Annotated in this window: 20 protein-coding genes and 1 tRNA gene; 4 read left to right on the forward strand and 17 right to left on the reverse strand. The window is 63.8% G+C overall.

Annotated features, from left to right (window positions below; translation table 11 throughout):
* Window positions 1-60: 60 nt before the first annotated feature.
* Complete coding sequence (impA, locus tag VQ067_RS03115) at window positions 61-2,832, reverse strand: ImpA family metalloprotease (RefSeq protein WP_033990553.1); 2,772 nt, start codon at window positions 2,830-2,832, stop codon at window positions 61-63.
* Window positions 2,833-2,931: 99 nt separating this feature from the next.
* Between impA and VQ067_RS03120 the strand changes: the two genes are divergently transcribed.
* Complete coding sequence (locus VQ067_RS03120; protein WP_003085001.1) at window positions 2,932-3,075, forward strand: hypothetical protein; 144 nt, start codon at window positions 2,932-2,934, stop codon at window positions 3,073-3,075.
* Window positions 3,076-3,400: 325 nt separating this feature from the next.
* Here VQ067_RS03120 and VQ067_RS03125 read toward each other — a convergent pair whose 3' ends face one another.
* The 10 genes from VQ067_RS03125 to rpsU form a co-directional block, all read right to left on the reverse strand.
* Complete coding sequence (locus tag VQ067_RS03125; RefSeq protein WP_023092350.1) at window positions 3,401-3,736, reverse strand: nuclease-related domain-containing protein; 336 nt, start codon at window positions 3,734-3,736, stop codon at window positions 3,401-3,403.
* A 92-nt stretch (window positions 3,737-3,828) separates the two neighbouring features.
* Window positions 3,829-4,950 (reverse strand): Fic family protein, encoded by a 1,122-nt coding sequence (locus VQ067_RS03130; protein WP_023095146.1) that lies wholly within the window; start codon window positions 4,948-4,950, stop codon window positions 3,829-3,831.
* 261 nt (window positions 4,951-5,211) lie between these two features.
* Entirely contained in the window at window positions 5,212-5,373 is a 162-nt protein-coding gene (locus tag VQ067_RS03135; protein WP_015502271.1) for a hypothetical protein, read from the reverse strand.
* 128 nt (window positions 5,374-5,501) lie between these two features.
* A tRNA-Ile gene (locus VQ067_RS03140) sits at window positions 5,502-5,578 on the reverse strand.
* Between the two features lie 97 nt (window positions 5,579-5,675).
* Window positions 5,676-7,361: a group II intron reverse transcriptase/maturase gene (ltrA, locus tag VQ067_RS03145; RefSeq protein WP_003099598.1), complete on the reverse strand. Its 1,686-nt coding sequence runs from the start codon at window positions 7,359-7,361 to the stop codon at window positions 5,676-5,678.
* 1,080 nt (window positions 7,362-8,441) lie between these two features.
* A complete protein-coding gene (locus VQ067_RS03150; protein ID WP_003109019.1) occupies window positions 8,442-12,179 on the reverse strand; it encodes a bifunctional diguanylate cyclase/phosphodiesterase in 3,738 nt (1,245 codons plus the stop codon).
* Between the two features lie 106 nt (window positions 12,180-12,285).
* On the reverse strand, window positions 12,286-14,139 hold the full coding sequence (gene rpoD / locus VQ067_RS03155) for an RNA polymerase sigma factor RpoD (RefSeq protein ID WP_003085035.1): 1,854 nt from the start codon (window positions 14,137-14,139) through the stop codon (window positions 12,286-12,288).
* A gap of 79 nt (window positions 14,140-14,218) precedes the next feature.
* Window positions 14,219-16,213, reverse strand: a complete 1,995-nt coding sequence (dnaG, locus tag VQ067_RS03160; RefSeq protein ID WP_340080806.1) for a DNA primase — start codon at window positions 16,211-16,213, stop codon at window positions 14,219-14,221.
* An 82-nt stretch (window positions 16,214-16,295) separates the two neighbouring features.
* Window positions 16,296-16,745 carry a GatB/YqeY domain-containing protein gene (locus VQ067_RS03165; protein ID WP_003085042.1) on the reverse strand — a complete coding sequence of 150 codons (450 nt, stop codon included), beginning with the start codon at window positions 16,743-16,745 and terminating at the stop codon, window positions 16,296-16,298.
* Between the two features lie 69 nt (window positions 16,746-16,814).
* Window positions 16,815-17,030 carry a 30S ribosomal protein S21 gene (gene rpsU / locus VQ067_RS03170; protein ID WP_003085057.1) on the reverse strand — a complete coding sequence of 72 codons (216 nt, stop codon included), beginning with the start codon at window positions 17,028-17,030 and terminating at the stop codon, window positions 16,815-16,817.
* Window positions 17,031-17,230: 200 nt separating this feature from the next.
* Here rpsU and tsaD point away from each other — a divergent pair, with 200 nt between their 5' ends.
* A complete protein-coding gene (gene tsaD, locus VQ067_RS03175) occupies window positions 17,231-18,256 on the forward strand; it encodes a tRNA (adenosine(37)-N6)-threonylcarbamoyltransferase complex transferase subunit TsaD (RefSeq protein ID WP_003109020.1) in 1,026 nt (341 codons plus the stop codon).
* 78 nt (window positions 18,257-18,334) lie between these two features.
* On the opposite strand, the gene plsY is transcribed toward tsaD, so the two are convergent.
* On the reverse strand, window positions 18,335-18,904 hold the full coding sequence (gene plsY, locus VQ067_RS03180) for a glycerol-3-phosphate 1-O-acyltransferase PlsY (protein WP_003085061.1): 570 nt from the start codon (window positions 18,902-18,904) through the stop codon (window positions 18,335-18,337).
* Window positions 18,905-18,987: 83 nt separating this feature from the next.
* Here plsY and folB point away from each other — a divergent pair, with 83 nt between their 5' ends.
* A complete protein-coding gene (folB, locus tag VQ067_RS03185; RefSeq protein ID WP_003099587.1) occupies window positions 18,988-19,341 on the forward strand; it encodes a dihydroneopterin aldolase in 354 nt (117 codons plus the stop codon).
* Window positions 19,332-19,874, forward strand: coding sequence for a 2-amino-4-hydroxy-6-hydroxymethyldihydropteridine diphosphokinase (folK, locus tag VQ067_RS03190; RefSeq protein WP_003085067.1), 543 nt, complete (start codon window positions 19,332-19,334; stop codon window positions 19,872-19,874). The genes folB and folK overlap by 10 nt, the downstream gene beginning before the upstream one ends.
* On the opposite strand, the gene VQ067_RS03195 is transcribed toward folK, so the two are convergent.
* The 5 genes from VQ067_RS03195 to VQ067_RS03215 all read right to left on the reverse strand — a co-directional run bounded on the left by VQ067_RS03195 (window position 19,847) and on the right by VQ067_RS03215 (window position 26,567).
* Window positions 19,847-21,079: a multifunctional CCA addition/repair protein gene (locus VQ067_RS03195; RefSeq protein ID WP_003099584.1), complete on the reverse strand. Its 1,233-nt coding sequence runs from the start codon at window positions 21,077-21,079 to the stop codon at window positions 19,847-19,849. The two genes, folK and VQ067_RS03195, sit on opposite strands and share 28 nt — an antisense overlap.
* A gap of 43 nt (window positions 21,080-21,122) precedes the next feature.
* Window positions 21,123-21,629 carry a DUF4136 domain-containing protein gene (locus tag VQ067_RS03200; RefSeq protein WP_003085071.1) on the reverse strand — a complete coding sequence of 169 codons (507 nt, stop codon included), beginning with the start codon at window positions 21,627-21,629 and terminating at the stop codon, window positions 21,123-21,125.
* Window positions 21,630-21,722: 93 nt separating this feature from the next.
* On the reverse strand, window positions 21,723-23,276 hold the full coding sequence (locus VQ067_RS03205; RefSeq protein WP_003099581.1) for a SpoVR family protein: 1,554 nt from the start codon (window positions 23,274-23,276) through the stop codon (window positions 21,723-21,725).
* Entirely contained in the window at window positions 23,273-24,544 is a 1,272-nt protein-coding gene (locus VQ067_RS03210) for a YeaH/YhbH family protein (RefSeq protein ID WP_003099579.1), read from the reverse strand. The genes VQ067_RS03205 and VQ067_RS03210 overlap by 4 nt, the downstream gene beginning before the upstream one ends.
* Window positions 24,545-24,644: 100 nt before the next feature.
* Window positions 24,645-26,567, reverse strand: coding sequence for a PrkA family serine protein kinase (locus VQ067_RS03215; protein WP_003085078.1), 1,923 nt, complete (start codon window positions 26,565-26,567; stop codon window positions 24,645-24,647).
* Between the last annotated feature and the right edge of the window lie 268 nt (window positions 26,568-26,835).

A 26,835-nucleotide genomic window follows, 5' to 3' on the forward strand; every position in this document is an offset into this window, starting at 1 on the left:
GGCATGAGGACCGGCGCGGAGCGAGAAGCATCACCCCGCGCCAGCCCCCTCAGCTACGACTCACGGAAACGGCCACGTCGGCGACCCCTGGCTCATGTCCAGAAGCTTCACCGTGCTGTATTCGTTGGTCCGGTTGTTGGCATAGAAGAACGCCGGCTGCTCGGCGAAACCGTAGGCCGCCACCTGCGCCTGGGCCGCTGCCGAGGTACGGATGCCCCATAGCGCGAAGGTTGGCCGCTGGTCGCGCTGGGTCAGCCAGGACAGGCCGAGCAACAGGTTGTCGTTGCCGTCCGTGCTGCTGGCATCGCCGCTGTTTCCCGGGCGCTGGGCGTAGGTGCCGTAGCCGAGAGCGGCCTTGCTGGCGTCCCAGTCGGACTTGTCCACCTGGCGCTGGTGCAGGTAGAGCAGGGTCCAGATATCCCAACCCTGCAGCGGATCGTTCTTCAGGTCGGCCCAGTAGTGCACCCACTGGGTATAGAAGGCCATTCGCTCGCCGTTCAGCGCGTAGGTGCCCGGGTCTTCCCACAGGCGCTTGTATACGCCTGCCAGCGGATCGGCCTCGGCGCGCCCGGCGACGATCAGGTTGTAGGCGTTGCGGTAGTTGACCCGCGTATCGTCGAGGTTCTGCCCGAACTCGCGGAGCACGCGCCAGTCCTTGTGCAACGGGAATATCTGGTTGGAGATTTCGCCCGAGCGCCCGCCGTAGACCTTCAGTCGATTCACTTGCAGGTTGTGGCCCAGCTCATGGCTTTCGCCCCAGCCACGCGGGTTCAGGCCCCAGGTCTGGTCGTAGGGGTTGCCGCTGCAACCGCCGCCGCACTGGGCGTACTGGTCGACGTTGATGTGCTGGGTGCCGGGCAGCTTGTGCAGGGTCTCGCTGTCGCAGTCCCAGCCGCGCACCGCGCATTCCTGCTGGATTGCCGGAGTCTTCGCCTGGTTGGGAATGGCGAAGCCGGCCAGGGTGTAGGCGTCGTCGATGAACACCTCGTTCAACTCACGGATGAAGCGCTGGACGTCGCCGCCATAGTCCTTGTCGATCGAGCCACGGACCTTCTCCACCTTGGCGTGGACCTCCACCGAGCCGCTGCGGATCTCCAGCCAGTCGGCCTTGTCGGCGTCCAGCGCCTGGATGAAGTCGGCAATCGCCTGGCTGCTGTCCTCGCCCGGCTGGATGTCGAGGAACGGCTGGCTGGCCGCGCCGGTTACCTTGACGGTTACCGTCTGACCCGGCGTGGCGCCGCTGTAGACCAGTTGCAACAGGCCGCCGTAGGGCGATACCAGCGCCACCGACTGGTTTGCCTGGAGCTTGATGTCCGGGCTCTTGAGGAAGCGCGGGCGGTCATACTGGCGGGTATTCCACAGCCGCGTCGAGCCGATGCGCTGGGTGTTCAGGCCGACCGCCAGGCTGGCCTGGCCAGCGTCTTCGATGCGGATGCTCAGGCGCTTGCCCGGCGCCGCCATGCGGCCGATGGCGGTGAAGCCCTGGGCCGACGGCAAGGTGAGGGTCAGGGTTTCCTCCGAGCCCGATACCGGCATCGACTGTTGGCGCTGGCCGGCGTAGCTGCCCAGTTCCTTCTGCGCCGCGCCGGCCTCGCGCACGTAGCCGACGATGGCGTCGGCGACGAAGGTTTCCTGGAAGCGCGCCGTGTCGGCGGCCTTGTCCATCGGGTAGCGGATGTTCTGCCGCACCGCGTCGGCCCACAGCAGCCAGAGCCGCAGCGAGGTGGTGCCGGGCAGGGCGAAGAGGTTCTGCGCCTTCTGGTTGTAGGCGTCGAGGGCGCCTTTCAGTACATCGACGCGCTTGCTGAAGTCGCTCAGTCCCGGCACGTCGTCGCAGGTGGTGCGACCGACGTAGGAGGTGCATTTCGACCAGTCGTAGTCCGTGCGCCAGCTACCGTCGACGATCTGCTGCACCAGCGCCGGATCCTGGCCGTAGGCACCGCCCAGCTCGACCGAACGCGCCCGGGTGCGGCTGGATGGCACCGCGTCCTTGTCCCAGTAGTTGCCGCCGTAGGGGCCTTCCTGCAGGCCCAGGCCGGAGAGGATCTGCTGGCCGGTGCTGCTCTGGTTCCAGCCATTGGTGTGCACGAAGAGGATCGGCAGCCCGGCCTGTAGCCGTGCGCGCACCGTGGCGCTCAGGCTAGCGGCGCTGGCGCCGTTGCCCAGTACCAGCAATTTGCTGGCGCTGGCGCAACTGGCGTCGGTCAGCGCGTTGCAGGCGGCGTCCGCCGGTTGCAGGCCGGCGCTCTTCAGGCCGTTGAGGGTGGCGGTCTTGTCCACCCCGACCACGCTGACCTTGAAGTCCTTCGCAGTGGCCGCGCCCGGGTCGCCGTTCACCAGCCACTGCACCGCCCGCTTCAGCAGCGGCGCGTGGGCGGCATTGGCCCCGCTCAGTTGGGTGAGCACGTTGGTGCCATAGGCCAGCCCGCGGCCGCCGGCCTCCAGGCTCAGGCTGGCGAGCACGCGGCCCTTGTCGCCGATGAGGAAGGGCAGGGTATTGTCCGGGTTGGCCGGCAGGACCCACATGCTGGCGGCGCCAGGATCATAGGCTTGGCTGAGGTTCTGGTAGAGACCGTCGAGCAACTGCGTGCGGGTCTGGCGGATGCGCTCGACCTGCTGCTGCAGGCGGAGGGCGACCAGGTGGCTGTCGGTCAGTTGCGAGGAATCCCCGCTGACCAGTGCCGCATCGAGGATTTCTTCCTGGGTGGCCGCCTGGGCGGACAGCGCGCCAGCCAGGCAGAAACCGGCCAGCAACGCTCGGTGGCGAGGGATGGGTGAGCGACTCATGTTCTCTCCTTGCAGTGAGGGAAATGCAGTGGTGGACAAGCTCACAACTGGCGCTATCGGCCCGTGGAGGGCGGCATATTGTTATGGGTGCGCCGGGTATCGCGTCGAACAGGGAATGGGCCTCGGACAATGCCGGAAATACGCATGGGCGATCCGCTGCATCGAACGAGTCAAGGCGAGAGGAGCATGTTGGGAAAGGCGGAAAAACTATCTGTTCTGGTTGTTTTTGAACTGCGTCTGATTATTTGGATTTTATTTTTACCGATTGTTCGAAGCGCTCTGGAATAGGCGCTCCAGCGTTTCCTGTGACGAAACGATCCAGACTTTGGTTAGGGTCTTGGAAAATACCGAGGATGTATTTTCAGAGCTGTCGATCGAGTTGGAAGTTACAGTTTCATGAAGGTTTAAGTGCTTCGAAGTTACCGCGTTGGCGATGGAATCGATATCGTCCGGTAGTGCCTTCGGAAGTGCCTGATAAGTGCCTTCCCACGCTCAGGCGGCGAGCAGAGCGCCACGTCCATCGGATTCCGCTCCGCCAGCGCCAGTTCGCCTTCGCCGAAACTTGCGCTGCTGCCGCCGACACCCTGCAATTGATCGCGCAGTGGGGGGCGATTCACACCAAAGCCTGTGACCTGCAGCACGGCTCGCCGGTGCAACGGTAGAGACCTATCGGCAGGTGCTGGAAACCTGCCGTTTCCAGCACGAAGATGCCGTAGGGTGAGAAAAATACGTGGTCGATCTGTGTCGTGCCGTCCGGCGTGTTCAGGGTGACGTTGTGCAGGCGGCGGTAGGTTTGCCTGTCCAGCTGCCAATGGGCGAACAGGCGCACCAGCAGTTCACCGATCTGCCCCTTGGCCCAAGGCGATTTGAGCAGGCCGATCAGCAGGGCTGCCGGGATAAACCAGGTCAGCATGCCCCAGACCTGGGCGACTATCGGGCTGTAATCCACTTTCTTCCTTGAGCCGAGCTGCTTAATGGAGAGGCGACCATTGTCCTATGGCGCGATGACGCATCAAGGGCTGATGAGCCAGGTGCAGGCGCTCAGCGTGCTATCTGGTAACGGGTGCTACGCCCTCCGCCGGGCAGTCGCTCGATGCAGCCCTTTTCCAGCAGGTCGCTCAGGTGGCGGGTCGCGGTGGCTTTGGAAACCTTGGCCACAGCTTGGTATTGCGCCGCACTGATGCCGTCCTCGAACCCCCTTTCGCCGCCATCGAGCAGGCGGTTAAGCACTTTGATCTGCTCCGCCGATAGCGTTTGGCTGCGATGTGCCTGCCAGAAGCGCGCCTTGACCAGCACGCGGTCTATACGGGCAAGGGCTTGCTCCAGGCTCTTGAGCAAGGTTTCGAGAAACCACTGCAGCCACTTGGTGATATCCAGCCCGCCTTTCTGACTGGCTTCTAGGATGCGGTAATAGCCGGCGCGGTCGTCGAGGATGCTCGCAGACATGGCGTAGAAGCGAATGGCTTGCTGCTCGCCCTGAGCCAATGCCAGATCGGTGATAGCGCGGGTGAGGCGACCGTTGCCGTCGTCGAAGGGATGCAGGGTCACGAACCAGAAATGTGCGATACCGGCGCGCAGAAAGGGGTCGAGGCTGGCATCGCTGCGGCTGCTTTCGAACCAGGCGAGAAAGTCCGCCAGTTGCGCTTCCAACCCTGCGCAGGGAGGGGCTTCGAAATGGACTGTCGGGCGGTCGATGCGACCGGAAACCACCTGCATGGGCTCTTCGCCACGCAGTGCACCGATGTGTAGCGGTCGAGCCAGAAGTTGGTCATCGGTGGGGAATAACCAACTGTGCCAGGTGAACAGTCGCTGTTCGTCTAGCGGCTCTTGATGTGCGTGGGTGGCATTGAGCAGCAGTTCCGCCAGGCCTTCGGAGCGAGAGGTGGTTCGACCTTCTTCGTGCAATCCCAGTCGCCGTGCCAGTGATGAGCGCACCGAACCGACATTCAGTTGCTCTCCCTCAATGGCTGAAGAGGTGACGATGTTCTGCAGCATGGCATCCAGGCTGCTCTGCACTTCGGTGTCACTCCCCACGGCACCGAGCATTCCTAACAAACGACCCTGAGCCTGGCTACAGGAGCGCAGCAGTGGTGCAAGCGCTTCGGCTTGCCAGTTGAACTGCGGCCAGTCGGGCTGCTGCCAGATCCAGAGTGGGTCGTTCATAAGGGATGTTCATCTTGAGCCGATTAGAGAGCCTATTCGGCTCATTTTGTGAGCCGATAATGCCAACTATTCGGCTCACTGTCTAATTCTCAAGCTGGGTTGATAGCTTGATGAGCATGCCTGTTCAGGGGGACTGAGTCAGCTAAAGCGCCTGTTTCAGCACGTCAAAAACCTTGTGGATAGAGGTCGGCCGTACCCCTTGGGCATCGATAAAATTTGATGCAGGGACATGTAGCTCTCGGGCTACAAAATGGGGGCAGGTCACATGCGCTCGGAGCCGCTGTGCTGGATGTACACGCCGCGTACCATCTCGTCTTCGGTGCGGCGTGCCCAGTCTTCGGCGTCGCGCTTGGTGCGGAAGGTTTTTTCGTTGGTCGGCCAGTCCGTTTTGCGGACCACGGGAAGGGGGACGATTGTTGCCATCAGATAAGGACTCCAAAGGCAGACTGGCTAACCAGTACTGTACCGATCTTGTACCTTTTGGCCGTGGAGCCGTTTATGAGGCCACTACCCCAGAAAGCGCAAAGCCGCGCAGTGCGCGGCTTTGAAGGTGGTGGGCCCACACGGACTCGAACCGTGGACCAAAGGATTATGAGTCCTCTGCTCTAACCGACTGAGCTATAGGCCCCCAGAGTCGGGTGGGGATGGGCCATTGCTGGCCCATCCCCCCCTAAGAACCGTACGTGCGCCTTTCAACGCATACGGCTCAAGCCTTTCAAAGCCCCCTAACGGGCCGGCTTGCTTACTGTCAGACCACGAGCATGGAGTTGCTGGTGGCAAGCGGGGTGCAATAGTACCCGGTTCTCCAGGGAGTCTCCACCGCCTTGTGAGCGATAGAGGATGTGGTGGTCGTGCCACCCGGTTTCCCTGGTTATCGGTTGGTTGCAGAGCGAGCAGAGCCCCTTCTGGGAGAGGTATAGGTTTCTGATCTGAGTTCGGTACTTCAGCTTTTTCAACATCCGTTCCGTTCGCAGTTTTTCACCTATTGCTTCCATGGCTGGATCGTAGGGGTTGTATTCCCCACTCACCTTCCTATGTCGCTCAATCGGCGTGCTCGCCAGCGAGTACAGCGCGACCTCCCGTTTCTTACCGTTGCTTTCCAGCACCGTGGTAGCGAACACCCAAGTCTTGTCCCCGTGAATCCGGAAATATCGCCTCCTGATCCAATCCAGTGACTTGTTCGGGTGCCGCCGTTTCGCCCAACGCCAGAGCTTGAGAAACACTCTGTTGTCCATGCGGCTGAACGTTTGCTTGGCAACCACTGGCTGGTGATACAGCGCCCAGCCGCGCAGAATCGGATTCAGCGTTCGGATCAAGTCCTCTTGCCTTGCCGTCCTGCTGGTTTCGATGACCTCCTTCACCTTGCCGTAGAACGCTTTCGCGTTCTTCTGGCTGGGTTTGATCAGAAGCTTCCCGTTGTACTTGCGGAAGTTCCAACCGAGGAAGTCGAAGCCCTGATCTATGTGGGCGATCCGCGTTTTCTCCAGAGAGAGCTGCAGCCCGCGTACCGCCAGGAACTGCTCTACCCAGGGTTTGACTTCTTTCTCCAGTACCTCGGGAGAGACACCGGTGATGACGAAGTCGTCCGCATAGCGCACCACATTGAGTTTCAGCTTCTTCGCCCTTGTCACGCCCAGGTGTCGCTTGAGCTGTGATTCCAGGCCATCGAGCACCATGTTTGCCAAAGTAGGCGAGATGATTCCGCCTTGAGGTGTTCCAGCATCCGTTGCCTGGAGCTGGCCTTTGTGGATCACGCCGGCCTTCAACCATTTCCGGAGGATCACCTTGTCCGTGGGGACATGGTTCAGTAGCCAGTCATGATTGATGTGGTCAAAACACCCTTGTATGTCCGCCTCCAGTATCCATTGGGCCGAAGCCTTTCCGGATAGGCAAACGAACAACTGGGACATTGCATCCGCCGTGGATCGCTCGATCCTGAAGCCATAGCTGTTCGGATCGCCGGTGGTTTCTGCAATGGGCGACAGAGCGAGCAGGTAGAGTGCCTGCATTGCCCTGTCAGTCATGGTCGGGATACCCAGGGGGCGCTCCTTTCCGTTCGACTTCGGGATGAACACTCGCCGTAGAGGCCGAGGTTGGTACCCGCGCCTTTTCAACCCTTGTGCCGCTTTCCACTTGGTGTCAGGCGTATCCCAGAGCACGCGGTCGACTCCCGCCGTGCGCTTGCCCTGGTTTTCAGTGACTCTCCGTACAGCCAGGTACCTGGCCGACGTCGAGCGGGTCAGCATCCGTTGTAGGGCCTTCACCCTGCGCCATTTGCCTTCCCGACAAGCCTTCGCAATCCGTACCTGCATTCCCCGGACATTCCGCTGGACCCGACACCAGTCGATGTCGTGCCACTGCTGCGGAGCGCCGGAAAGCGCAGACCCGGCCGATGGGCTGAGTTCTTTCATGCTGCTTTCCTCTCATGATGGTTAGTCCACCCGAGCGGAAGGCGCACGCCGGTCCCTGACGGGATGCGCGCACCCCGCCAAGGTTGGTTTGTGTGGGCTCGATGTTGCTGAGCCCTGGGTTCATTGAGACAGGTTCAATCAGAGTTCTTGCGACGAAAGACCACGCAGAAGTCTGCCCGGTTTCCCGTGGGGTGATGTTCCAACCCCTATCCAGACGATTACAGCCTGGCGTTCGCTTTCTCTGCGATCCCATACCCGCACCGCCAACAGTTCGCCTTACGGCTCCCCTGCCCCGAGGGCGGCGATACGGGCTTACCACGTTCCCTGACTGTCACACGACTGGGTTAGGACCTGCCTTTTCACCGGTGGTCTGAAGGCGACGTATCTCCACGACCTACGGAGATAACCGACCACGTACCTTTTGGTTCGAGCCTGTCAGCAGCTTTGGCTCGTCAATCCTTACGGTGTTTATCAGCAGTTCACCTAGGTTGCCCGTACCAGTCAGCCTAGCGCCTTGGGTCGGTGCTACTCCGACCCTCTGCGGTTCACCTCACGGTGAATTCGCACCCTCGCGGGGGCTACGTTGTCGGGAAAGCTTCGCACCCTGCCGTTACCAGCAACGCACGTTTCCCTAGGCTACCGTTGGTCGCACAACGAGTCCGCTGCCACTCCATACAAGCAGTGGTTGGACAATGACAGACAGAGCTTTCGCTCATGTCTCCTTTGGGGAAGGGAGAACAGGGACGACCTGCTGGCCGCCAGTTCCTGATTTATTACCTCCTGTTTCAAATTACGCAGGAGGTGACCCCAGCGGGGATCGACTCTCCCGCAGGGGTTGGTTTTAGGATGCGCTCCAAGACCGGTGTTCTGGTCCTGCGGTCGTGCTGCCGAGAGCTCAACGACCTTGGGTTTTTATTGCCACCGCCGCTGCGGCAAGTCCTTGAAGGCAAAAGACTTCTGGGCGAGTTTTGGTTCCCGGGGATGGATACCCAAGCGTTCGATTTCCTTGCGGAAATCCCCCAAGCTGACCCTACAGCTTGGAGACGGAGACACGCCACGCGTGTCGCACAGGTCGGCGGATTATACCGGCGCTTCTCGGGGAGCGCCAATCGGCTGGCGCGGTTTGAGGAATTTGCTGGCGAACAGCTCGGCCGGCAGCGGCGGGCTGAGGACGAAGCCCTGGATCTGCTCGCAGCCTTCGTGGGTGAGGAAGCTCTGCTGGCCTTCGGTTTCCACGCCTTCGGCGATCACCGTGAGCTGCATGCTGCGGCCGAGGGCGATGATGGCGCGGGTGATGGCGGCATCGTGGGGATCGTCGGGGAGGCCGCGGATGAACGACTTGTCGATCTTCAGGATGTCCAGCGGCAGGCGCTTGAGGTAGCTGAGCGAGGAGTAGCCGGTGCCGAAGTCGTCGATCGCCAGCTGTACGCCGAGGCGCTTGAGGCCATGGAGGACGGCGAGGGCCTCCTCGGTCTGGTTCATGATGAAGCTCTCGGTGATTTCCAGTTGCAGCCGCGACGGTTCCAGGCCGGACTGCTCCAGCAGTTGCTCGAGGCGTTCGATCAGTTGCGGCTGGCCGAGCTGGGCGCCGGCGAGGTTGACCGACAGCGGGCCGAACGGCGCGTGCAGCTTTTGCCATTCGCCCATCTGCTGGCAGGCGTGTTCCAGCACCCAGTCGCCGAGGGGCAGGATCAGGCCGCAATCCTCGGCGAGGGGGATGAAGCGCTCCGGGGAAATTTCCCCGAACAGCGGATGGTACCAGCGCACCAGTGCCTCGGCGCCGACCAGCAAGCCGCTCTCCAGGCTCAGCTTGGGTTGGTAGTAGAGCTGCAACTCGTCGCGCTCGAGGGCGCGGCGCAGTTCGGTTTCCAGCGCCATGCGCTCGGTGGCCAGGTAGGTCAGTTCGCGGGTGTAGTACTCGATGCGGCTGCGGCCCCGCGACTTGGCGCGGTACATGGCGGCGTCGGCGTTCTTCACCAGGGTCGGGGCGTCGTCGCCGTCCTTGGGGAACAGGGCGATGCCGACGCTGGCGCTGACGAAGAATTCATGACCGTCGGCCTGGAACGGTGCGGTGAAGGCATTCAGCAGCTTGCGCGCGACGTGCTCGGCGTCGCTTTCCTGGTGCAGGCCTGGGAGCAGGATGATGAATTCGTCGCCCCCCAGGCGGGCCACGGTATCGACGTCGCGCAACTGGTCGCGCAGGCGTTCGGCGATGGCCTTGAGCAGCAGGTCGCCGATGGGATGGCCGAGGCTGTCGTTGATGTGCTTGAAGCGGTCCAGGTCGATGAACAGCACGGCGCCGGGACGGCTCTCTTCGCGGGCCTCGTCGAGGGCGTGATTGAGCCGGCTCTCGAACAGCAGGCGATTGGGCAGGCCGGTGAGCGGATCGTGGTGAGCCTGGTAGTCGAGCCGGGCCTGGGCGTACTTGAGGGTGGAGATATCGGCGAAGACGCCGACGAAGTGGGTGATCTCGCCCTGCGGATTGTGTACCGCGCTGATGGTCAGCCATTCGGGGTACAGCTCGCCGGTCTTGCGTCGGTTCCAGATCTCGCCCTGCCAGTGCCCGTCGCGTTCCAGCTGGTTCCACATGGCCAGGTAGAAGCTGGAGTCGTGTTGTCCGGAGGAGAGCAGGCTGGGCGAGCGTCCCAGCGCCTCCTGCTCGCTGTAGCCGGTGATCTCGCTGAAGGCGCGGTTGACCGCGGTGATGCGTTGGCGGGTATCGGTGATCATCACGCCTTCGGCGGTGCTTTCGAAGACGGTGGCGGCCTGCTGCAGCTTCTCCTGCATGAGCTGGCGCTCGGTGATATCGCGGGCGATGGTCAGCACGCAGTCCTCGCCATCGATGCTGATCCGGTGGGCGGACATCTCGCACTGGCGGATGCCACCGTTGCGGTCCCGTACAGGGGCGGTGAAGCCCTGGGTCAGGGTGTGGTGGCGTACCAGCGAGATCAGGCGCTTGCGGTCCTCGGTGTCGACCCACAGGCCGAGTTCGAGCGTGGAGCGGGAGATGACCTCGTCGCGGCGGTAGCCGGTGAGACGGGTGAAGCCTTCGTTCACGTCGATCAGCGTGCCGTCTTCGAGGCGGCTGATCAGCAGACCGTCGGGGTAGGCATGGAAGGCGTTGGCGAACTTCTCCTCGGAGATCCGCAGCAGTTCCTGGGTCTCCACCAGGTGGGTGATGTCGCGGATCACCACCACCAGCGCCGGGGTCTGGTCGAGGGCCACGTGCTGGGCGCTGAGCAGCGCGCTGAAGGTACTGCCATTGCGGCGCCGCAGGGGGACCTCGAGGTTGGTCAGGTTGCCGTGGCCGAGCTTTTCCAGGACCTGCGGGCCCAGGCCGGGGAGCGCCCAGATGCCCAGTTCGGTGGCGGTCTTGCCGATGGCGTCGTCGGCGGCGATGCCGATCTGCTGCTCGAAGGTGTTGTTCACCGCGAGGAAGCGGCCGTCGGCGCCATTTGCCAGTACCACCATGTCCGGACAGTGGTGGAACACCGAAGCGAACTTCTGTTCGGACAGGCGCATGGCCTGCTCGGTGAGCTTGGCCTCGGTGATGTCGATCATCAGACCGCGCAGGAGCAGGTCCCGGCCTTGCGCGATCGGGGTGACCAGATCGCGAATCCAGACCACCCGGCCGTCGGCGGCGAGCATCCGGTAGTCGAAGCTGTGGTCGCGTCCGGCCTGGCTTTCGCTCATGCAGTAGTGGATGGCGTACTCGGCGTCCATGGGGTGCAGGGTCCGCTGCCAGAAGCCCGGCTGCAGCCATTCGCCGAGGGGGTAGCCGAGCAGGCGTTCGGCGTGGGGCGAGACGTAGGTGAAGCGGTTCTCCTCGAGGCGCATTTCCCAGGCGATGGCATTCAGGCTTTCCACCAGTCCCCGGTAGTGCTGTTCGCTGTCGCGCAGTTCGCGCTCCAATTGCCGCCGGCGACTCACCTCGCGGCGCAGGCGGCGATTCATGGCCAGCAGTATGGCGACCGAGACCAGGATCAGCAGGACGATGGGAAGGCCGTAGGTCGCCATCTCGCGCCAGGCCGGACGTCGGTCGAGCAGGCCGCCGACCCAGGGGGCCTGGAGTCGCTCGATCTCCTCGGCGCTGAGGTCGGCGAGGACCTTGTCGATGATCCCGGCGAGGATCGGTTGTCCGCGCGGCACGGCCATCGCCAGTTGGTAGCGGTATGGCGTCTCGCCGCTGATCTCCAGGCCGTTGAGCTTGAGCTGGCGGAGGTTCCACACGCTGGAGGCGAAGTCGCCGACGAAGGCGTCGGCCTGGCCGGTGGCCAGCGCCTGCAGGGCTGCCGCTACCGAAGGCAGCGGCAGCAGGGTGAGGTCGGGATGCTGGGCGATCAGCAGTTCGTGAGGAGCATAGTGGTCGACCACCGCTACCTTGAGCCCGTAGAGCTCGTCGATGCGTTTCGGCATCGGGCCGTTCTTGCGTGCCAGGATGATGATCGGGAAGTCCAGGTAGGGCCGGGTGAAGCTCAGGTACTCCTGGCGCTCCGGGGTAGCCATGATGCCGGGCAGCAGGTCCAGCCGACCGTCCTTGGCCTGCTCCAGGACCTGCGTCCAGGTCTTCGGTTCGACAGGCGTCAGGCTGACGCCCAGGCGTTCCTGCAGCAGGCCGACGTAGCCGGCGGCGAGTCCCTGGTAGCGGCCCTGTTCGTCGCGGAACTCGAATGGCGGCCAGGAGGTATCCACGCCCAGGCGGATGCTCGGGTGCTCGGCCAGCCAGGCCCGTTCCTCGGGCGTGAGCGTGAGGGCGCCGGCCAGCCCCGGCCAGCAGCAGGCCAGACACAGGAGAAGCACGGCCTGCAGACGCTGCATGAGGCGGTCTCGCGGTGGACGGGAATATAAGCGGAAGTGTAGACGCCGGGCGGCGGGGCAAGCGGCAAAGAAAAACCCCCGGTTTTTCAGGCCGGGGGTTCGTTCGTCACTCGTCGAGGAAGGAGCGCAGGTGCTCGCTTCGCGACGGATGGCGCAGCTTGCGCAGCGCCTTGGCTTCGATCTGGCGGATCCGCTCGCGGGTCACATCGAACTGCTTGCCGACTTCCTCGAGGGTGTGGTCGGTGTTCATGTCGATGCCGAAGCGCATGCGCAGCACCTTGGCTTCCCGGGCAGTGAGGCCGGCGAGGACTTCGCGGGTGGATTCCTTGAGGCTCTCGCTGGTCGCCATCTCGATCGGCGACTGCATGGTGGAGTCCTCGATGAAATCGCCCAGGTGCGAATCTTCGTCGTCACCGATCGGGGTTTCCATGGAGATCGGCTCTTTGGCGATCTTCAGTACCTTGCGGATCTTGTCCTCAGGCATGTCCATGCGCTCGCCAAGCTCTTCCGGGGTGGGCTCGCGACCCATTTCCTGAAGCATCTGGCGGGAGATGCGGTTGAGCTTGTTGATCGTCTCGATCATGTGCACCGGGATGCGGATGGTGCGTGCCTGGTCGGCGATCGAACGGGTGATCGCCTGGCGAATCCACCAGGTGGCGTAGGTGGAGAACTTGTAGCCGCGACGGTATTCGAACTTGTCCACCGCCTTCATCAGGCCGATGTTGCCTTCCTGGATCAGGTCGAGGAATTGCAGGCCGCGGTTGGTGTACTTCTTGGCGATGGAAATCACCAGGCGCAGGTTGGCCTCGACCATTTCCTTCTTCGCCCGGCGAGCCTTGGCTTCGCCGATCGACATCGCGCGGTTGATTTCCTTGATCTCGGCGACGGTCAGCTCGACCTCGCTTTCCAGGGCCGCCAGCTTCTGCTGGTTGCGCAGGATGTCGTCGCGCAGGCGCTCGATGGCCTCGGCGTACTTCGGCTTGCTCTTCAGGACACTGTCGACCCACTTCTCGTCGGTCTCGTGGTTCGGGAACAGGCGCAGGAAGTCGGCACGCGGCATGCGTGCGTCACGCACGCAGAGTTGCATGATGGCGCGTTCCTGGGCGCGCACGCCTTCCAGGGCGGAGCGCACGCGGGCGACCAGGGCGTCGAACTGCTTGGGCACCAGCTTGATCGGCATGAACAGCTCGGCCAGGCCGGTGAGTTCGGCGGTGGCCTGCTTGCTGCCGCGACCGTGCTTCTTCAGGGCCTTCTTGGCCTTGTCGAGTTGCTCGGAGACCGCGGTGAAACGCAGGCGGGCTTCTTCCGGATCCGGACCGCCGTCGCCTTCGTCGTCGCTGTCGCTGCTGTCGTCGCTTTCTTCTTCCTCGTCGTCCTTCTCTTTCGAGTCGGCGGAATCGTCCTTCAGGTTGACCGGCTCCACCTCTTCGGCGGGCAGGCTGCCGTCATCGGGATCGATATAGCCGCTGAGGACGTCGGAGAGGCGACCGCCTTCGGCGACGATGCGATTGTAGTCGGCCAGGATGCTGTCCACCGTGCCCGGGAACTGGGCGATGGCGCTCATCACTTCGCGGATGCCTTCCTCGATGCGCTTGGCGATTTCGATCTCGCCTTCGCGGGTCAGCAGTTCCACGGTACCCATTTCACGCATGTACATGCGCACCGGGTCGGTGGTGCGACCGATGTCGCTTTCCACCGCGGCCAGGGCCGCTGCGGCTTCTTCCGCTGCGGCTTCGTCGGTATCCGCCTCGGCCAGCAACAGGGCATCCGCATCCGGGGCTGTCTCGAATACGTTGATCCCCATGTCGTTGATCATGCGGATGATGTCTTCCACCTGTTCCGGATCGGAAATATCCTCCGGCAGGTGGTCGTTGACCTCCGCGTAAGTCAGGTATCCCTGCTCACGGCCTCGGGCGATCAACTCTTTCAGACGAGATTGCTGTTGCGCTTTTCCGGACATAACACCCTATCCACTGAAGGTCTTGGCGGGCAAAAAATAAGCAGAGGATTATACCTGATGCCTGGGCTGAGGCGCCAGTTCAGCTCTGGGAAGGCGATGAAGCGGCAACACTGTAGTGCTCTCTGAGCAAGGCTTTCTCTTCATCGGTCAGTTCACTGTAGCTCTTCTGCATGACGCTGCGTAAACGCTCCTCCCGCTCGCCGAAACGCTGGCTCTCGGAGAGTTTAGTAATGGTGTCGAAGAACTGCTTTTCAAGGTTCTCCTGGACGATCAGCCACTCCTTCTCGCCCAGGGCCTGCAGCAGGCGGCCCTGGGGCGTGCCGTGCCAGCGCGCGATGAGTTGCATCGAGCTCTGCCGCGGGTTCTTCTGCAGGGCTTCCAGCAGGGACACCAGCAACTGGGCGTAGGTATCCTGCTCCCTGGCGAGGGTGCCCGCATCGTCGACCTTCAAGGCCAACTGCGGATGATGCAGCAAGGTGCGCAGGGCGTTGAGGGTGGTGGACTCCACGCTGACCGGCGTTCGTTGCGGAGTCTTGAAGTCGCCGCGGCCGCCTTTGTCCCACTTCTTCTTGCCATCCCACTTCTTGCCGTCCCAGGGCTTCTTGTCCTTGTTCCAGCTCTTGCGCGGTTGCGCCTCGCCATAGCCTGGCGCAGCGTCGAACGGCGCATGGGAGGGCTCGTTCTCGTAGTAGGCGCTGGCGGCGAAATAGTCGTCGCCGTCCAAGGCGCCGCTCGCTCCGTGATCCATGGACGACGGTGGCGGGCTGTGGTGCGCCAGTTGTCCGATGTTTTCGCCGGACAGGCCGGTGATTTCCGACAGACGTTGCCGCATCAGCAGGCGCAGGTTGTTCCCGGGAATCTTCTCCAGCAGCGGTGCGGCGAGGGTCGCCAGGTGGGCCTTGCCTTCCAGGGTGGCGGGGTCGGCCTCCAGCATCAGTTGCTGGAAGAAGTACTCCGCCAGCGGCTGGGCCTGCTGGGTGATGCGTGCGCGGAAGGCATCCTCGCCCTCGGCGCGTACCAGGCTGTCCGGGTCCTCCCCCTCGGGGAGGAACAGGAAGCGCACGCGCTTGCCGTCCTGCAGGTTCGGCAGCACCGACTCCAGGGCGCGCCAGGCCGCCTTGCGGCCGGCCTGGTCGCCGTCGAAACAGAACAGGATGCTCGGTACCAGGCGGAACAGGCGCTTGATGTGTTCCTCGCTGGTCGCCGTGCCGAGGGTCGCCACCGCGTTGCGGATGCCTTGCTGGGCCAGGGCGATGACATCCATGTAGCCCTCGACCACCATGATCTCGTCGAGGTCGCGATTCTTCTGCCGGGCCTCGTAGAGTCCGTAGAGTTCCTGGCCCTTGTGGAAGACCGGAGTCTCCGGGGAGTTCAGGTACTTCGGCTTGTCGTCGCCGAGCGCCCGGCCGCCGAAGGCGATGATCCGCCCGCGGCTGTCGCGGATCGGGAACATCACGCGATCGCGGAAGCGGTCGTAGCGCTTGCCGGTGTCGCTGTTCTCCACCAGCAGGCCGGCGTCGAGCATGGCCTTGAGTTGCAGGTTGTCGCCACCCAGGTGCTTGAGCAGGTTGTCCCAGCCGGGCGGGGCGAAACCGAGGCCGAAGTCGCGGGCGATCTCGCCGGTCAGGCCGCGGCCCTTCAGGTAGTTCACCGCGGCCTTGCGCGCCGGGTGGCTTTTCAGCGCCTGCTTGTAGAACTCGGCGGCGGCGCTGAGCAGCGGGTAGAGCGGCGAGTCGGTCGGCTGGCGCGGCGTGTGCCCGCGTCCGCCGCGTTCCTCGCGCGGCACGTCCATGCCGGCGCGCTTGGCCAGTTCCTCGACCGCCTGGGGGAACTCCAGCTGGTCGTGGTCCATGACGAAGCCGAGCGCGTTGCCGCCGGCGCCGCAGCCGAAGCAGTAGTAGAACTGCTTGTCCGGGCTGACGGTGAACGAGGGAGTCTTTTCCTTGTGGAACGGGCAGCAGGCGCTGTAGTTCTTGCCGGTTTTCTTCAGCTGGATGCGCGAACTCACCACCTCGACGATGTCGGTGCGGTTCAGCAGGTCATCGATGAAGCTTTGCGGTATCAGGCCGGCCATGGTGTTCTCGAAAACGACGGCGCGTGGGCGCAGAGCGGCAGCATAGCAATTATCGCCGGGCCGATCAGGCCGGCGCGGTGTTTCAGGAGGAGAGGCGCGCCTTCAGGCGCTGGCTGACCTGTGCCATGTCGACGCGACCCTGGACCTGCGGTCGCAGCAGGTTCATCGCCTTGCCCATGTCCTGCGGACCCTGGGCGCCGCTGTCGACGATGCTGCGCTCGATCAGGGCGTCGATCTCATGGTCGTCCAGGGGCTTGGGCATGAAGTCCTGGAGCACGAGGATCTCGGCAGCCTCGACCTCGGCGAGGTCCTGGCGGCCGGCGTCGCTGAACTGGCGCTGGGCGTCGCGGCGCTGCTTGATCATCCGGTCTAGGATCAGCAGGGCTCGGGCGTCATCCACCTCGATGCGTTCGTCGACTTCGACGCGCTTGATGTCCGCGAGGGCCAGGCGCAACGTGGTCAGCCGCGGCTTGTCCTGGGCGCGCATGGCGACCTTGACGGCGTCGAGGAGGCGGGATTTGATTTCGCTCATGGCGGAAAGCCGAAAGCCCGGCCGAGGCCGGGCTGAGGCACGATCACTGACGCGTGGGCGTCGAGTGGATCAGTACAGGCGCTCGCGACGGCGCTGTTCGCGCTGTACTTTCTTCGCGTGGCGCTTCACTGCGGCAGCGGCCTTGCGCTTGCGCTCGGCAGTGGGCTTCTCGTAGAACTCGCGGCTGCGAACTTCAGCCAGTACACCTGCTTTTTCGCAGGAGCGCTTGAAACGACGCAGGGCTACGTCGAAGGGTTCGTTCTCTTTTACTTTGACGGCTGGCATCCAGGTCGTACCTTCACTGATTACCGGGGGTTGAACGTACTCCGGCAAGGTGGCGCGGATACGTCGGTTTTCAAGGGTTGCGGATATTAACGGTTCGGCCGGAGGAATGCAAAGCCTCCGATCGAAAAACACTGGTCTGGCGCAAAACCGCCGATTATCATGCGCGGCTTCGTATTTGCCAAGCTCTAAGGCTCAAGCCCATGCGCGTGCTGGGACTGGAAACGTCCTGCGACGAAACCGGCGTCGCCCTTTACGACAGCGAACGCGGCCTGCTGGCCGACGCGCTGTTCAGTCAGATCGACCTCCATCGCGTCTACGGCGGCGTCGTGCCCGAGCTGGCCTCGCGCGACCACGTCAAGCGCATGCTGCCGCTGATCCGCCAGGTGCTCGACGAGTCCGGCTGCACGCCGGCGGATATCGACGCGATCGCCTATACCGCCGGTCCCGGCCTGGTCGGCGCCCTGCTGGTGGGGGCTTCCTGTGCCCAGGCGATGGCCTTCGCCTGGGGCGTGCCGGCGGTCGGCGTGCACCACATGGAAGGGCACCTGCTGGCGCCGATGCTGGAAGAGCAGCCACCGCGGTTCCCGTTCGTCGCCTTGCTGGTTTCCGGCGGTCACACCCAGTTGGTGCGGGTGGACGGTATCGGCCGCTACCAGTTGCTTGGCGAATCGGTGGACGATGCCGCCGGCGAAGCCTTCGACAAGACCGCCAAGCTGATCGGCCTGGGCTATCCCGGTGGTCCGGAAATCGCCCGCCTGGCGGAGCGCGGCACTCCTGGCCGCTTCGTGTTCCCGCGGCCGATGACCGATCGCCCCGGCCTGGACTTCAGCTTCAGCGGGCTCAAGACCTTTACCCTGAACACCTGGCAGCGTTGCGTCGAGGCCGGCGACGACAGCGAGCAGACCCGCTGCGACATCGCCCTGGCGTTCCAGACCGCGGTGGTCGAGACCCTGCTGATCAAGTGCCGTCGCGCCTTGAAGCAGACCGGCCTGAAGAACCTGGTGATCGCCGGCGGTGTCAGCGCCAACCAGGCGCTGCGCAGCGGCCTGGAAAAGATGCTCGGCGAAATGAAGGGGCAGGTGTTCTACGCCCGCCCGCGCTTCTGCACCGACAATGGCGCGATGATCGCCTACGCCGGCTGCCAGCGCCTGCTCGCCGGCCAGCATGACGGCCCGGCGATCAGCGTCCAGCCGCGCTGGCCGATGGAGTCGCTGCCGGCGGTCTGAGTGGCCGCCAGGTCGCAGTCAGGCAGGTGTCGATGACGCAGCTGGGCCAGACTGCATGAAGTTTTTTCCTTTTATGGATTAGAAATGCCGTTCGCGGCCGGCGAATAGATCGCGTAAGTTGGCGCGGTGCCGCCAGACGATCAGGCCGGTCAGCACGGTCATCGGCAGCAGCGCTCCGGGCTGCTGCCAGGCCAGCAACGGCAGGGTCAGCGGGGTGGCCACCAGCGAGGCGAGCGAGCTGGTGCGCGACAGCTTGAAGGTCAGCAGCCAGGCCGCTGCGGCCAGCAGTACGGCCGGCGGATAGAGGCCGAGGAGCATGCCCGCGGCGGTGGCGACACCCTTGCCGCCGCGGAAGTTGAAGTACAGCGGATACAGGTGGCCGATCACGGCGGCGATGCCGACCCAGGCCTCCTCCATCACGCCGAGCCCCAGCCAGCGGGCGACCAGCACCGGCAACAGGCCTTTGCCGACGTCGCCGAGCAGGGTCAGGATGGCGAGTTTCTTCCCGGCGACGCGCAGCATGTTGGTCGCGCCGGGGTTGCCGGAACCGCTGGCGCGCGGGTCCTGGGTGCCGAACCAGCGGCTGAGCAGGACGGCGAAGGAGAGGGAACCGAGCAGGTAGGCGAGGATCGCCAGTAGCCAGACCATGGATTCCACCGAGGACGAGGATGTCCTCGATTCTAACGGGGCGGCGCACGCTTGTCGTGGCATCCCTTGGAGCGGGTAGCGAAGTGGACAGAGTTTTTATCGAAGGCTTGGAGGTCGATACCGTCATCGGCGTGTACGACTGGGAGCGCGGCATCCGTCAGTGCCTGCGCCTGGACCTGACCCTGGGCTGGGACAACCGTCCGGCCGCCGCGGGCGACGATCTCGCCCTGGCGCTGGACTATGCCGCGTTGTCCGAGCGGGTGCAGGAATTCGCCCGGGAATCGCATTTCCAGTTGGTGGAAACCTTCGCCGAGCGCCTCGCCGAGGTACTGATGGGCGAGCGCGGCATTCCCTGGCTGCGCATCCGCGTGACCAAGCCCGGCGCGGTGCCGGCGGCCCGTGGCGTTGGCGTGGAGATCGAACGCGGATGTCGCTGATCCCGGTCTACCTCGGCCTCGGCAGCAATGTCGAGCGTGAGCGCCACCTGCATGCCGGCCTCGATGCGCTGGCCGGTTTCCTTCATGACCTGCGTTGCTCGCCGGTGTTCGAGAGCGAGCCGGTGGGTATCAAGAGCGGGCCGTTCTTCAACCTGGTGGTGTCTGCCCGCACCGATCTGCCGCTGGCCGAACTGAGCCTGCGACTCAAGCACATCGAGGCCGACAACGGCCGCTATGCGCCAGAGCGCAAGGGACTGCCGCTGGATATCGACGTGCTGTTCTACGGCGACCTGGTTGGCGATTTCGATGGCCTGGTGCTGCCGCGCGCCGAAGTGCTGAAGAACGCTTTCGTGCTCTGGCCCTTGTCCGAGCTGGCGCCGAACCTGGAGCATCCGGTCGCCCGCCAGCCGCTGGGCGATCTCTGGCGCGAGGCGAGGATCCAGCAGAAGCTCTGGCCGGCGCCATTCGAATGGCGTGGCCAGGCGTTGACTCCCGAAGCGCTGCTTCAGGCCTTTCCGCGTTCTTCCTTGTAGGCCTTGAGTGCGGCGAGGCGCGCACGCTTCAGCGCCTCGCCCAGTTCCGCGCCCTTCAGGCCCTTTTCCACCAGCGGCTTCACGCTGACTGCCCGCGCTGCCTGCGCCGCGCCGAGCAGGTAGGCGGCCTGCGGATAGTCGCGCTGTTCCAGGCCGAGGCGGCCGCGCGCGTCCATCTCGCTGGCGGCGACGAACTCCTCGAAACGCTGCGGGCGGCGATACACGTCGAAGCTCTGCAACAGCTCCAGCAGTGTATTCGGGCGCAGCTCCAGCGCCCGGTGGGCATGGGTGTGGTACTCGCCCACCAGGCGCGCCAGTTCCTGGCAGTCGCGCGGCACCCTGAAGCGCTGGTTCACCGCATCGATCAACGGCACGCCGCGAGCCTCGTGGGCGATATGGCGGGGCCAGTCCGCTTCGCTGGTGAGTCCCTTGCCCAGGTCGTGCAGCAGGCAGGCCCAGCGTACGCTGAGCGGCTGCCGGTGGCGGGCGCATTGCTGCAATACCGACAGGACATGGACGCCGGTATCGATTTCCGGATGGTGGGCCGCCGGCTGCGGTACGCCGAATAGCGCCTCGACTTCCGGGATCAGTTCGGCCAGGGCGCCGCAGTCGTGCAGGACCTGGATGAAGACCTCGGGGTTGGGTTCCATCAGGGCTCGGGAAATTTCCTTCCAACTGCGCTCCGGGGTCAGCGCCTGCAACTCGCCGGATTCCGCCAGTTGGCGCATCAGGGCGAGGGTTTCGGCGGCGACCCGGAAGCCCAGGCCGGCGTAGCGGGCGGCGAAGCGCGCTACGCGCAGGACCCGCAGGGGATCCTCGGCGAACGCCGGGGAAACGTGGCGCAGCAGGCGCGCCTCGAGGTCGGCCTGGCCGCCGTAGGGGTCTATTACCCGGCCCTGTTCGTCCTCGGCCATGGCGTTGATGGTCAGGTCACGGCGAGTCAGGTCTTCCTCCAGGGTCACCTCGGGGCTGGCATGGAAGGTGAAGCCGCCGTAGCCGCGCCCGCTCTTTCGCTCGGTGCGCGCCAGGGCGTATTCCTCGCCGCTCTGCGGATGAAGGAAGACCGGGAAGTCGGCGCCCACCGGGCGGTAGCCGCGGGCGAGCATCTCGTCGCTGCTGGCACCGACCACCACCCAGTCGATATCGGTGACCGGACGGCCGAGAAGGCGATCGCGCACGGCGCCGCCGACCTTGTAAATCTGCATGGGAATCCTCCGCGTGATAGGCGGAAGTCTACCCCAGGGTGTCCTAGCGGGCGCGTGGAAGCTGCCGGAGCAGGGCGCCGACCGCCAGTTCGAGCTGTTCCGGATTGGCCCTGGCGGGGCTGAGGCCGGTGCTTACCATACCTTCCCAGAGAACGCGCTCCTCCAGGTCGACCAGGCGCACGCGCAATGTCCCGGTTTCGTCGCGCAGGCGGTGGATCGCCAGATAAGGCCCCATGCCGGAGGTGGGCGGAAGGTCGGGGCGGAACTCCAGCGGTGCGTCGCGTAGCGCCAGCCAGTAGTAGACGCGGAATTGCGGGGTAGCGCTCTCGTGGTAGCCGTGGGCCGCCAGTCCCTGGCGCAGCTCTGCGTTTATCAGCGGATAGCGGTTGCGGTAGGGAAGGGCGTCGACCGCCTGTTCCGGCGGCATCAACTGGAAACCTTGCAGGCCGGGCAGTCCGGCGCTGGCCGGATGGGTCACCCGGGCGCTGGGGATGTGGCTGGCGCAGGTGGCCAGGACGAGGCAGAGCAGGACGATGGCGAACAGGCGCATGGCGGCTCCCGTGGACGGCCGGCTTCTTGTTCTGCTGTGGGCGCCCCGACCGTGCCGGCATGCTGGCCGGCGGTCGGGGCGGACGTCAACCGATCAAATGGGCGGGATGATCAGGTCCAAACGCGGGTAGCCTTCCTCGCCCTCGCTGGCGCCCTTGGGCGGCATGTGGTGGGTCTGCACGAGCTGGTCGCCCTGCAGGGTCTCCAGGTGGATATCGAAGCCCCACAAGCGATGCAGGTGCTTGAGCACGTCGGCGGTGGAGTCGCTCAGCGGCTGGCGGTCGAACTGCTGGTGGCGCAGGGTCAGCGAGCGGTCGCCGCGACGGTCGACGTTCCAGATCTGGATGTTCGGCTCGCGGTTGCCGAGGTTGTACTGCGCCGCCAGGGTCTCGCGGATGGTGCGGTAGCCGGCTTCGTCGTGGATCGCCGCGACCAGCAGGTCGTCCTTCTGGTCGTCGTCGAGAATGCTGAACAGCTTCAGGTCGCGAATCACCTTGGGCGAGAGGAACTGGAGGATGAAGCTTTCGTCCTTGAAGCTCTTCATGGCGAACTTCAGCGTGGCCAGCCAGTCGCTGCCGGCGATATCCGGGAACCAGCGGCGGTCCTCGTCGGTAGGTTCCTCGCAGATGCGGCGGATGTCGCGGTACATGGCGAAGCCCAGGGCGTAGGGGTTGATGCCGCTGTAGTAGGGGCTGTCGAAGGACGGCTGGTAGACCACGCTGGTGTGGTATTGCAGGAACTCCATCATGAAGCCGTCGTTGACCAGGCCTTCGTCGTAGAGGTCGTTGAGCAGCGTGTAGTGCCAGAAGGTCGCCCAGCCTTCGTTCATCACCTGGGTCTGGCGTTGCGGGTAGAAATACTGGGCGATCTTGCGCACGATGCGGATCACCTCACGCTGCCAGGGCTCCAGCAGCGGCGCGTTCTTCTCGATGAAGTAGAGGATGTTCTCCTGCGGCTCGCTCGGATAGCGCGCCATGGATTGTTCCTTGTCCTTGCCGCCGACGCGCGGGATGGTCCGCCAGAGGTCGTTGACCTGGCGCTGGATCAGTTCCTCGCGCTCCTTCTGCCGCTGCCGCTCCTCTTCCGCGGAAATCGGGTAGGGCCGCTTGTAGCGGTCGACACCGTAGTTCATCAGGGCGTGGCAGGAGTCGAGCAGGTCTTCCACCGCGTCGATCCCGTAGCGCTCCTCGCACTGCATGATGTACTGCTTGGCGAACACCAGGTAATCGATGATCGAACTGGCATCGGTCCAGGTGCGGAACAGGTAGTTGCCCTTGAAGAAACTGTTGTGCCCGTAGCAGGCGTGGGCGATCACCAGCGCCTGCATGCACTGGGTGTTTTCCTCCATCAGGTAGGCGATGCAGGGGTCGGAGTTGATCACGATCTCGTAGGCCAGGCCCATCTGGCCACGCTTGTAGTTCTTTTCCGTGCTGAGGAAGTGCTTGCCGTAGGACCAGTGGTTATAGCCGATCGGCATGCCCACCGAGGCGTAGGCGTCCATCATCTGCTCGGCGGTGATCACCTCGATCTGGTTCGGATAGGTATCCAGGGCATAGCGTTCGGCGATCCTGCTGATTTCCCGGTCGTACTGCTGGATCAGCTCGAAGGTCCATTCCGAGCCGGTGGCGATGGGCTGGCGCTTGCTCATGCGACGAGCCTCCTCTGGAACAGCTCGCGGAACACCGGGTAGATGTCCGATGCCGAGACGATCTGCTGCTGGGCGAAGCTGTCTTCGAAGGCTTCGCGCACGCGCTCGTACTCGAACCACAGGGCCTGGTGTTCGCGCGGGGTGATCTCGACGTAGGTGTAGTACTGGACGAACGGCATGATCTGCTTGAGGAGGATGTCCCGGCACACCGGCGAGTCGTCGTTCCAGTTGTCGCCGTCCGAGGCCTGGGCGGCGTAGATGTTCCACTCATGGGTCGGATAACGCTCGGCCATGATCTCCTGCATCATCTTCAGCGCGCTGGAGACGATGGTGCCGCCGGTCTCGCGGGAGTAGAAGAACTCCTCCTCGTCGACCTCGCGGGCGCTGGTGTGGTGGCGGATGAACACCACTTCGATCTTCTCGTAGTTCCGCTTGAGGAACAGGTAGAGCAGGATGAAGAAGCGCTTGGCGATGTCCTTGGTCGCCTGGGTCATCGAGCCGGAGACGTCCATCAGGCAGAACATCACCGCCTTGGAGGTGGGGTTGGGCTGCTTGACCAGCAGGTTGTACTTGAGATCGAAGGTATCGAGGAACGGCACCCGGTCGATGCGCGCGCGGAGCTTGGCGATTTCCAGCTCGAGTTCCTGGATATCGCCGAGGTTGTCCGGTTCTTCGCGCTTGATCCGCTCCAGTTCCTTCAGCGCCGCGCGCAGCTTGGCCCGGCTGCCGCCGGACAGCGCGATGCGCCGCGCATGGGCCGAGCGCAGGGTGCGGACGATGTTGATGCGCGACGGGTTGCCGTCGTTGCTGATGCCGGCGCGGACGGTCTTGAAGGTGTCGGTGCCGGTGATGTGGCGCTTGACCAGGTTGGGCAGCTCCAGGTCCTCGAACATGAAGTCGAGGAACTCCTCCTGGGTGATCTGGAAGACGAAGTCGTCCATGCCTTCGCCGCTGTTGCTGGCCTTGCCGCCGCCGCGGCCACCCCCGCCGCCGGATGGGCGGGCGATGTGCTCGCCGGCGGTGAATTCCTTGTTGCCGGGGTGGACGACGGTCTGCCGCCCGCCGCGGCCATGGTGCAGCACCGGTTCGTCGATATCGCGCCCGGGAATGCTGATCTGCTCGCCGTGCTCCATGTCGGTGATGGAACGCCGGCTGACGGCCTCCTCGACGGCCTTCTTGATGTGTTCACGGTAGCGCCTCAGGAAGCGCTGGCGGTTCACCGTGCTCTTGTTCTTGCCGTTCAGACGCCGGTCGATGACGTAGCTCATGAATGCTCCTCAGGGCCTGTGGCGCCCCGCCGGAGCGGAGGCGCCGAGGTCCGAATGCGACGGCGACCGGTACGGTCGCAGCGACCGTACCGATGGCAGACTACTGCGACTTGCGAACCCGCAGGTACCATTCCGACAGCAGGCGGACCTGCTTCTCGGTGTAGCCGCGCTCGACCATGCGTTTGACGAAGTCGTTGTGCTTCTGCTGGTCCTCCTTGCTGGCCTTGGCGTTGAAGCTGATGACCGGAAGCAGGTCCTCGGTGTTGGAGAACATCTTCTTCTCGATCACCACGCGCAGCTTCTCGTAGGACAGCCAGCTCGGGTTCTTGCCGTTGTTGCCGGCGCGGGCGCGCAGCACGAAGTTGACGATCTCGTTGCGGAAGTCCTTCGGGTTGCTGATGCCCGCGGGTTTCTCGATCTTCTCCAGTTCCTCGTTGAGGGCGGCGCGGTTGAGGATCTCGCCGGTTTCCGGGTCGCGGTATTCCTGATCCTGGATCCAGAAGTCGGCGTACAGCACATAGCGGTCGAAGATGTTCTGACCGTATTCGCTGTAGGACTCCAGGTAGGCGGTCTGGATTTCCTTGCCGATGAACTCGACGTAGCGCGGCGCCAGGTATTCCTTGATGAAGCGCAGGTAGCGCTCGCGGGTTTCCGGCTGGAACTGTTCCTGCTCGATCTGCTGTTCGAGGACGTAGAGCAGGTGCACCGGGTTGGCCGCTACCTCGTGCGGGTCGAAGTTGAATACCTTGGAGAGGATCTTGAAGGCGAAGCGGGTGGAAAGCCCGGCCATGCCTTCGTCGACCCCGGCCGAGTCGCGGTATTCCTGGATCGACTTGGCCTTGGGATCGGTATCTTTCAGGTTTTCGCCGTCATATACCCGCATCTTCGAGTAGATATTCGAGTTTTCCGGCTCTTTCAGCCTCGACAGCACGGAGAACTGCGAGAGCATCTTCAGGGTGTCCGGCGCGCAGTGGGCATGCGCCAGCGAGCTGTTGACCAGCAACTTGTCGTAGATCTTGATCTCGTCCGCCACGCGCAGGCAGTACGGCACCTTGACGATGTAGATGCGGTCGATGAAGGCCTCGTTGTTCTTGTTGTTGCGGAAGCTGTGCCATTCCGACTCGTTGGAGTGAGCCAGAATGATGCCGCTGTAGGGCAGGGCACCGAGGCCTTCGGTGCTGTTGTAGTTGCCTTCCTGGGTCGCGGTCAGCAGCGGGTGCAGGACCTTGATCGGGGCCTTGAACATCTCGACGAATTCCATCAGGCCCTGGTTGGCCCGGCAGAGGGCGCCCGAATAGCTGTAGGCGTCCGCGTCGTTCTGCGGGTATTCCTCCAGCTTGCGGATGTCGACCTTGCCGACCAGCGCGGATATGTCCTGGTTGTTCTCGTCGCCGGGCTCGGTCTTGGCGATGGCGATCTGGTTGAGGATCGAGGGGTACAGCTTGACCACGCGGAACTGGCTGATGTCGCCGCCGAACTCGTTGAGGCGCTTGGTTGCCCAGGGCGACATGATCGAGCGCAGGTAGCGCCTCGGGATGCCGTAGTCCTCCTCGAGGATGGCGCCGTCTTCGTCGGGGTTGAACAAGCCCAGCGGCGACTCGAAGACCGGCGAGCCCTTGATCGCGTAGAAGGGCACCTTCTCCATCAGTTGCTTGAGTTTTTCCGCCAGGGAGGATTTACCGCCGCCGACCGGGCCGAGCAGGTAAAGGATCTGCTTCTTCTCCTCCAGGCCCTGGGCCGCGTGGCGGAAGAACGCGACGATCTGGTCGATGCATTCCTCCATGCCGTGGAAGTCGGCGAACGCCGGGTAGCGGCGAATCACCTTGTTGGAGAAGATCCGCGACAGCCTGGAGTCCACCGAGGTGTCCAGCAACTCCGGCTCGCCGATCGCCATCAGCAGGCGCTCGGCGGCGGAGGCATAGGCTGTCTTGTCTTGCTTGCAGAGGTCGAGATATTCCTGGAGGGAATATTCCTCTTGGCGGGTCGCTTCGAAGCGTTCCTGGAAGTGACTGAAAATGCTCATGACGTCTCCTCGCTCGATGCAGTGAGCCGGCGCGGGATCGGTCGTGCGGGTGCGGGGGGGCCGCCAGCCAGGCCGGCGAGAATCCCCCAGACTCCGTCGCTGTACGGTGCTTCCCTTTCCGCCAGCGCTCCTAACGGTCACAGCCGATGGCCCGGAAGCCGGTGTGCCGGCTCTCCCCTGTTTTGGATGGCCTGAGGAAAAGAATAGTTCGTTCTGGACGGAGTAAAGGAAGAAAGGCGAGAGAAGTTACAGTTTTTTTGGCGGGGTA

Origin of the sequence: Pseudomonas sp. KBN12P06040, assembly GCF_037574965.1 — a bacterium.
GTDB classification, from domain to species: domain Bacteria; phylum Pseudomonadota; class Gammaproteobacteria; order Pseudomonadales; family Pseudomonadaceae; genus Pseudomonas; species Pseudomonas aeruginosa.

What these genes read in the sequence shown, in the direction of transcription:
- VQ067_RS03120 (WP_003085001.1), top strand. Translation starts at nt 2,932, where the DNA reads ATGGGCGATCCGCTGCATCGAACGAGTCAAGGCGAGAGGAGCATGTTG.
- VQ067_RS03130 (WP_023095146.1), bottom strand. Translation starts at nt 4,950, where the DNA reads ATGAACGACCCACTCTGGATCTGGCAGCAGCCCGACTGGCCGCAGTTC.
- VQ067_RS03135 (WP_015502271.1), bottom strand. Translation starts at nt 5,373, where the DNA reads ATGGCAACAATCGTCCCCCTTCCCGTGGTCCGCAAAACGGACTGGCCG.
- ltrA (WP_003099598.1), bottom strand. Translation starts at nt 7,361, where the DNA reads ATGAAAGAACTCAGCCCATCGGCCGGGTCTGCGCTTTCCGGCGCTCCG.
- VQ067_RS03150 (WP_003109019.1), bottom strand. Translation starts at nt 12,179, where the DNA reads ATGCAGCGTCTGCAGGCCGTGCTTCTCCTGTGTCTGGCCTGCTGCTGG.
- rpoD (WP_003085035.1), bottom strand. Translation starts at nt 14,139, where the DNA reads ATGTCCGGAAAAGCGCAACAGCAATCTCGTCTGAAAGAGTTGATCGCC.
- dnaG (WP_340080806.1), bottom strand. Translation starts at nt 16,213, where the DNA reads ATGGCCGGCCTGATACCGCAAAGCTTCATCGATGACCTGCTGAACCGC.
- VQ067_RS03165 (WP_003085042.1), bottom strand. Translation starts at nt 16,745, where the DNA reads ATGAGCGAAATCAAATCCCGCCTCCTCGACGCCGTCAAGGTCGCCATG.
- rpsU (WP_003085057.1), bottom strand. Translation starts at nt 17,030, where the DNA reads ATGCCAGCCGTCAAAGTAAAAGAGAACGAACCCTTCGACGTAGCCCTG.
- tsaD (WP_003109020.1), top strand. Translation starts at nt 17,231, where the DNA reads ATGCGCGTGCTGGGACTGGAAACGTCCTGCGACGAAACCGGCGTCGCC.
- plsY (WP_003085061.1), bottom strand. Translation starts at nt 18,904, where the DNA reads ATGGTCTGGCTACTGGCGATCCTCGCCTACCTGCTCGGTTCCCTCTCC.
- folK (WP_003085067.1), top strand. Translation starts at nt 19,332, where the DNA reads ATGTCGCTGATCCCGGTCTACCTCGGCCTCGGCAGCAATGTCGAGCGT.
- VQ067_RS03195 (WP_003099584.1), bottom strand. Translation starts at nt 21,079, where the DNA reads ATGCAGATTTACAAGGTCGGCGGCGCCGTGCGCGATCGCCTTCTCGGC.
- VQ067_RS03200 (WP_003085071.1), bottom strand. Translation starts at nt 21,629, where the DNA reads ATGCGCCTGTTCGCCATCGTCCTGCTCTGCCTCGTCCTGGCCACCTGC.
- VQ067_RS03205 (WP_003099581.1), bottom strand. Translation starts at nt 23,276, where the DNA reads ATGAGCAAGCGCCAGCCCATCGCCACCGGCTCGGAATGGACCTTCGAG.
- VQ067_RS03210 (WP_003099579.1), bottom strand. Translation starts at nt 24,544, where the DNA reads ATGAGCTACGTCATCGACCGGCGTCTGAACGGCAAGAACAAGAGCACG.
- VQ067_RS03215 (WP_003085078.1), bottom strand. Translation starts at nt 26,567, where the DNA reads ATGAGCATTTTCAGTCACTTCCAGGAACGCTTCGAAGCGACCCGCCAA.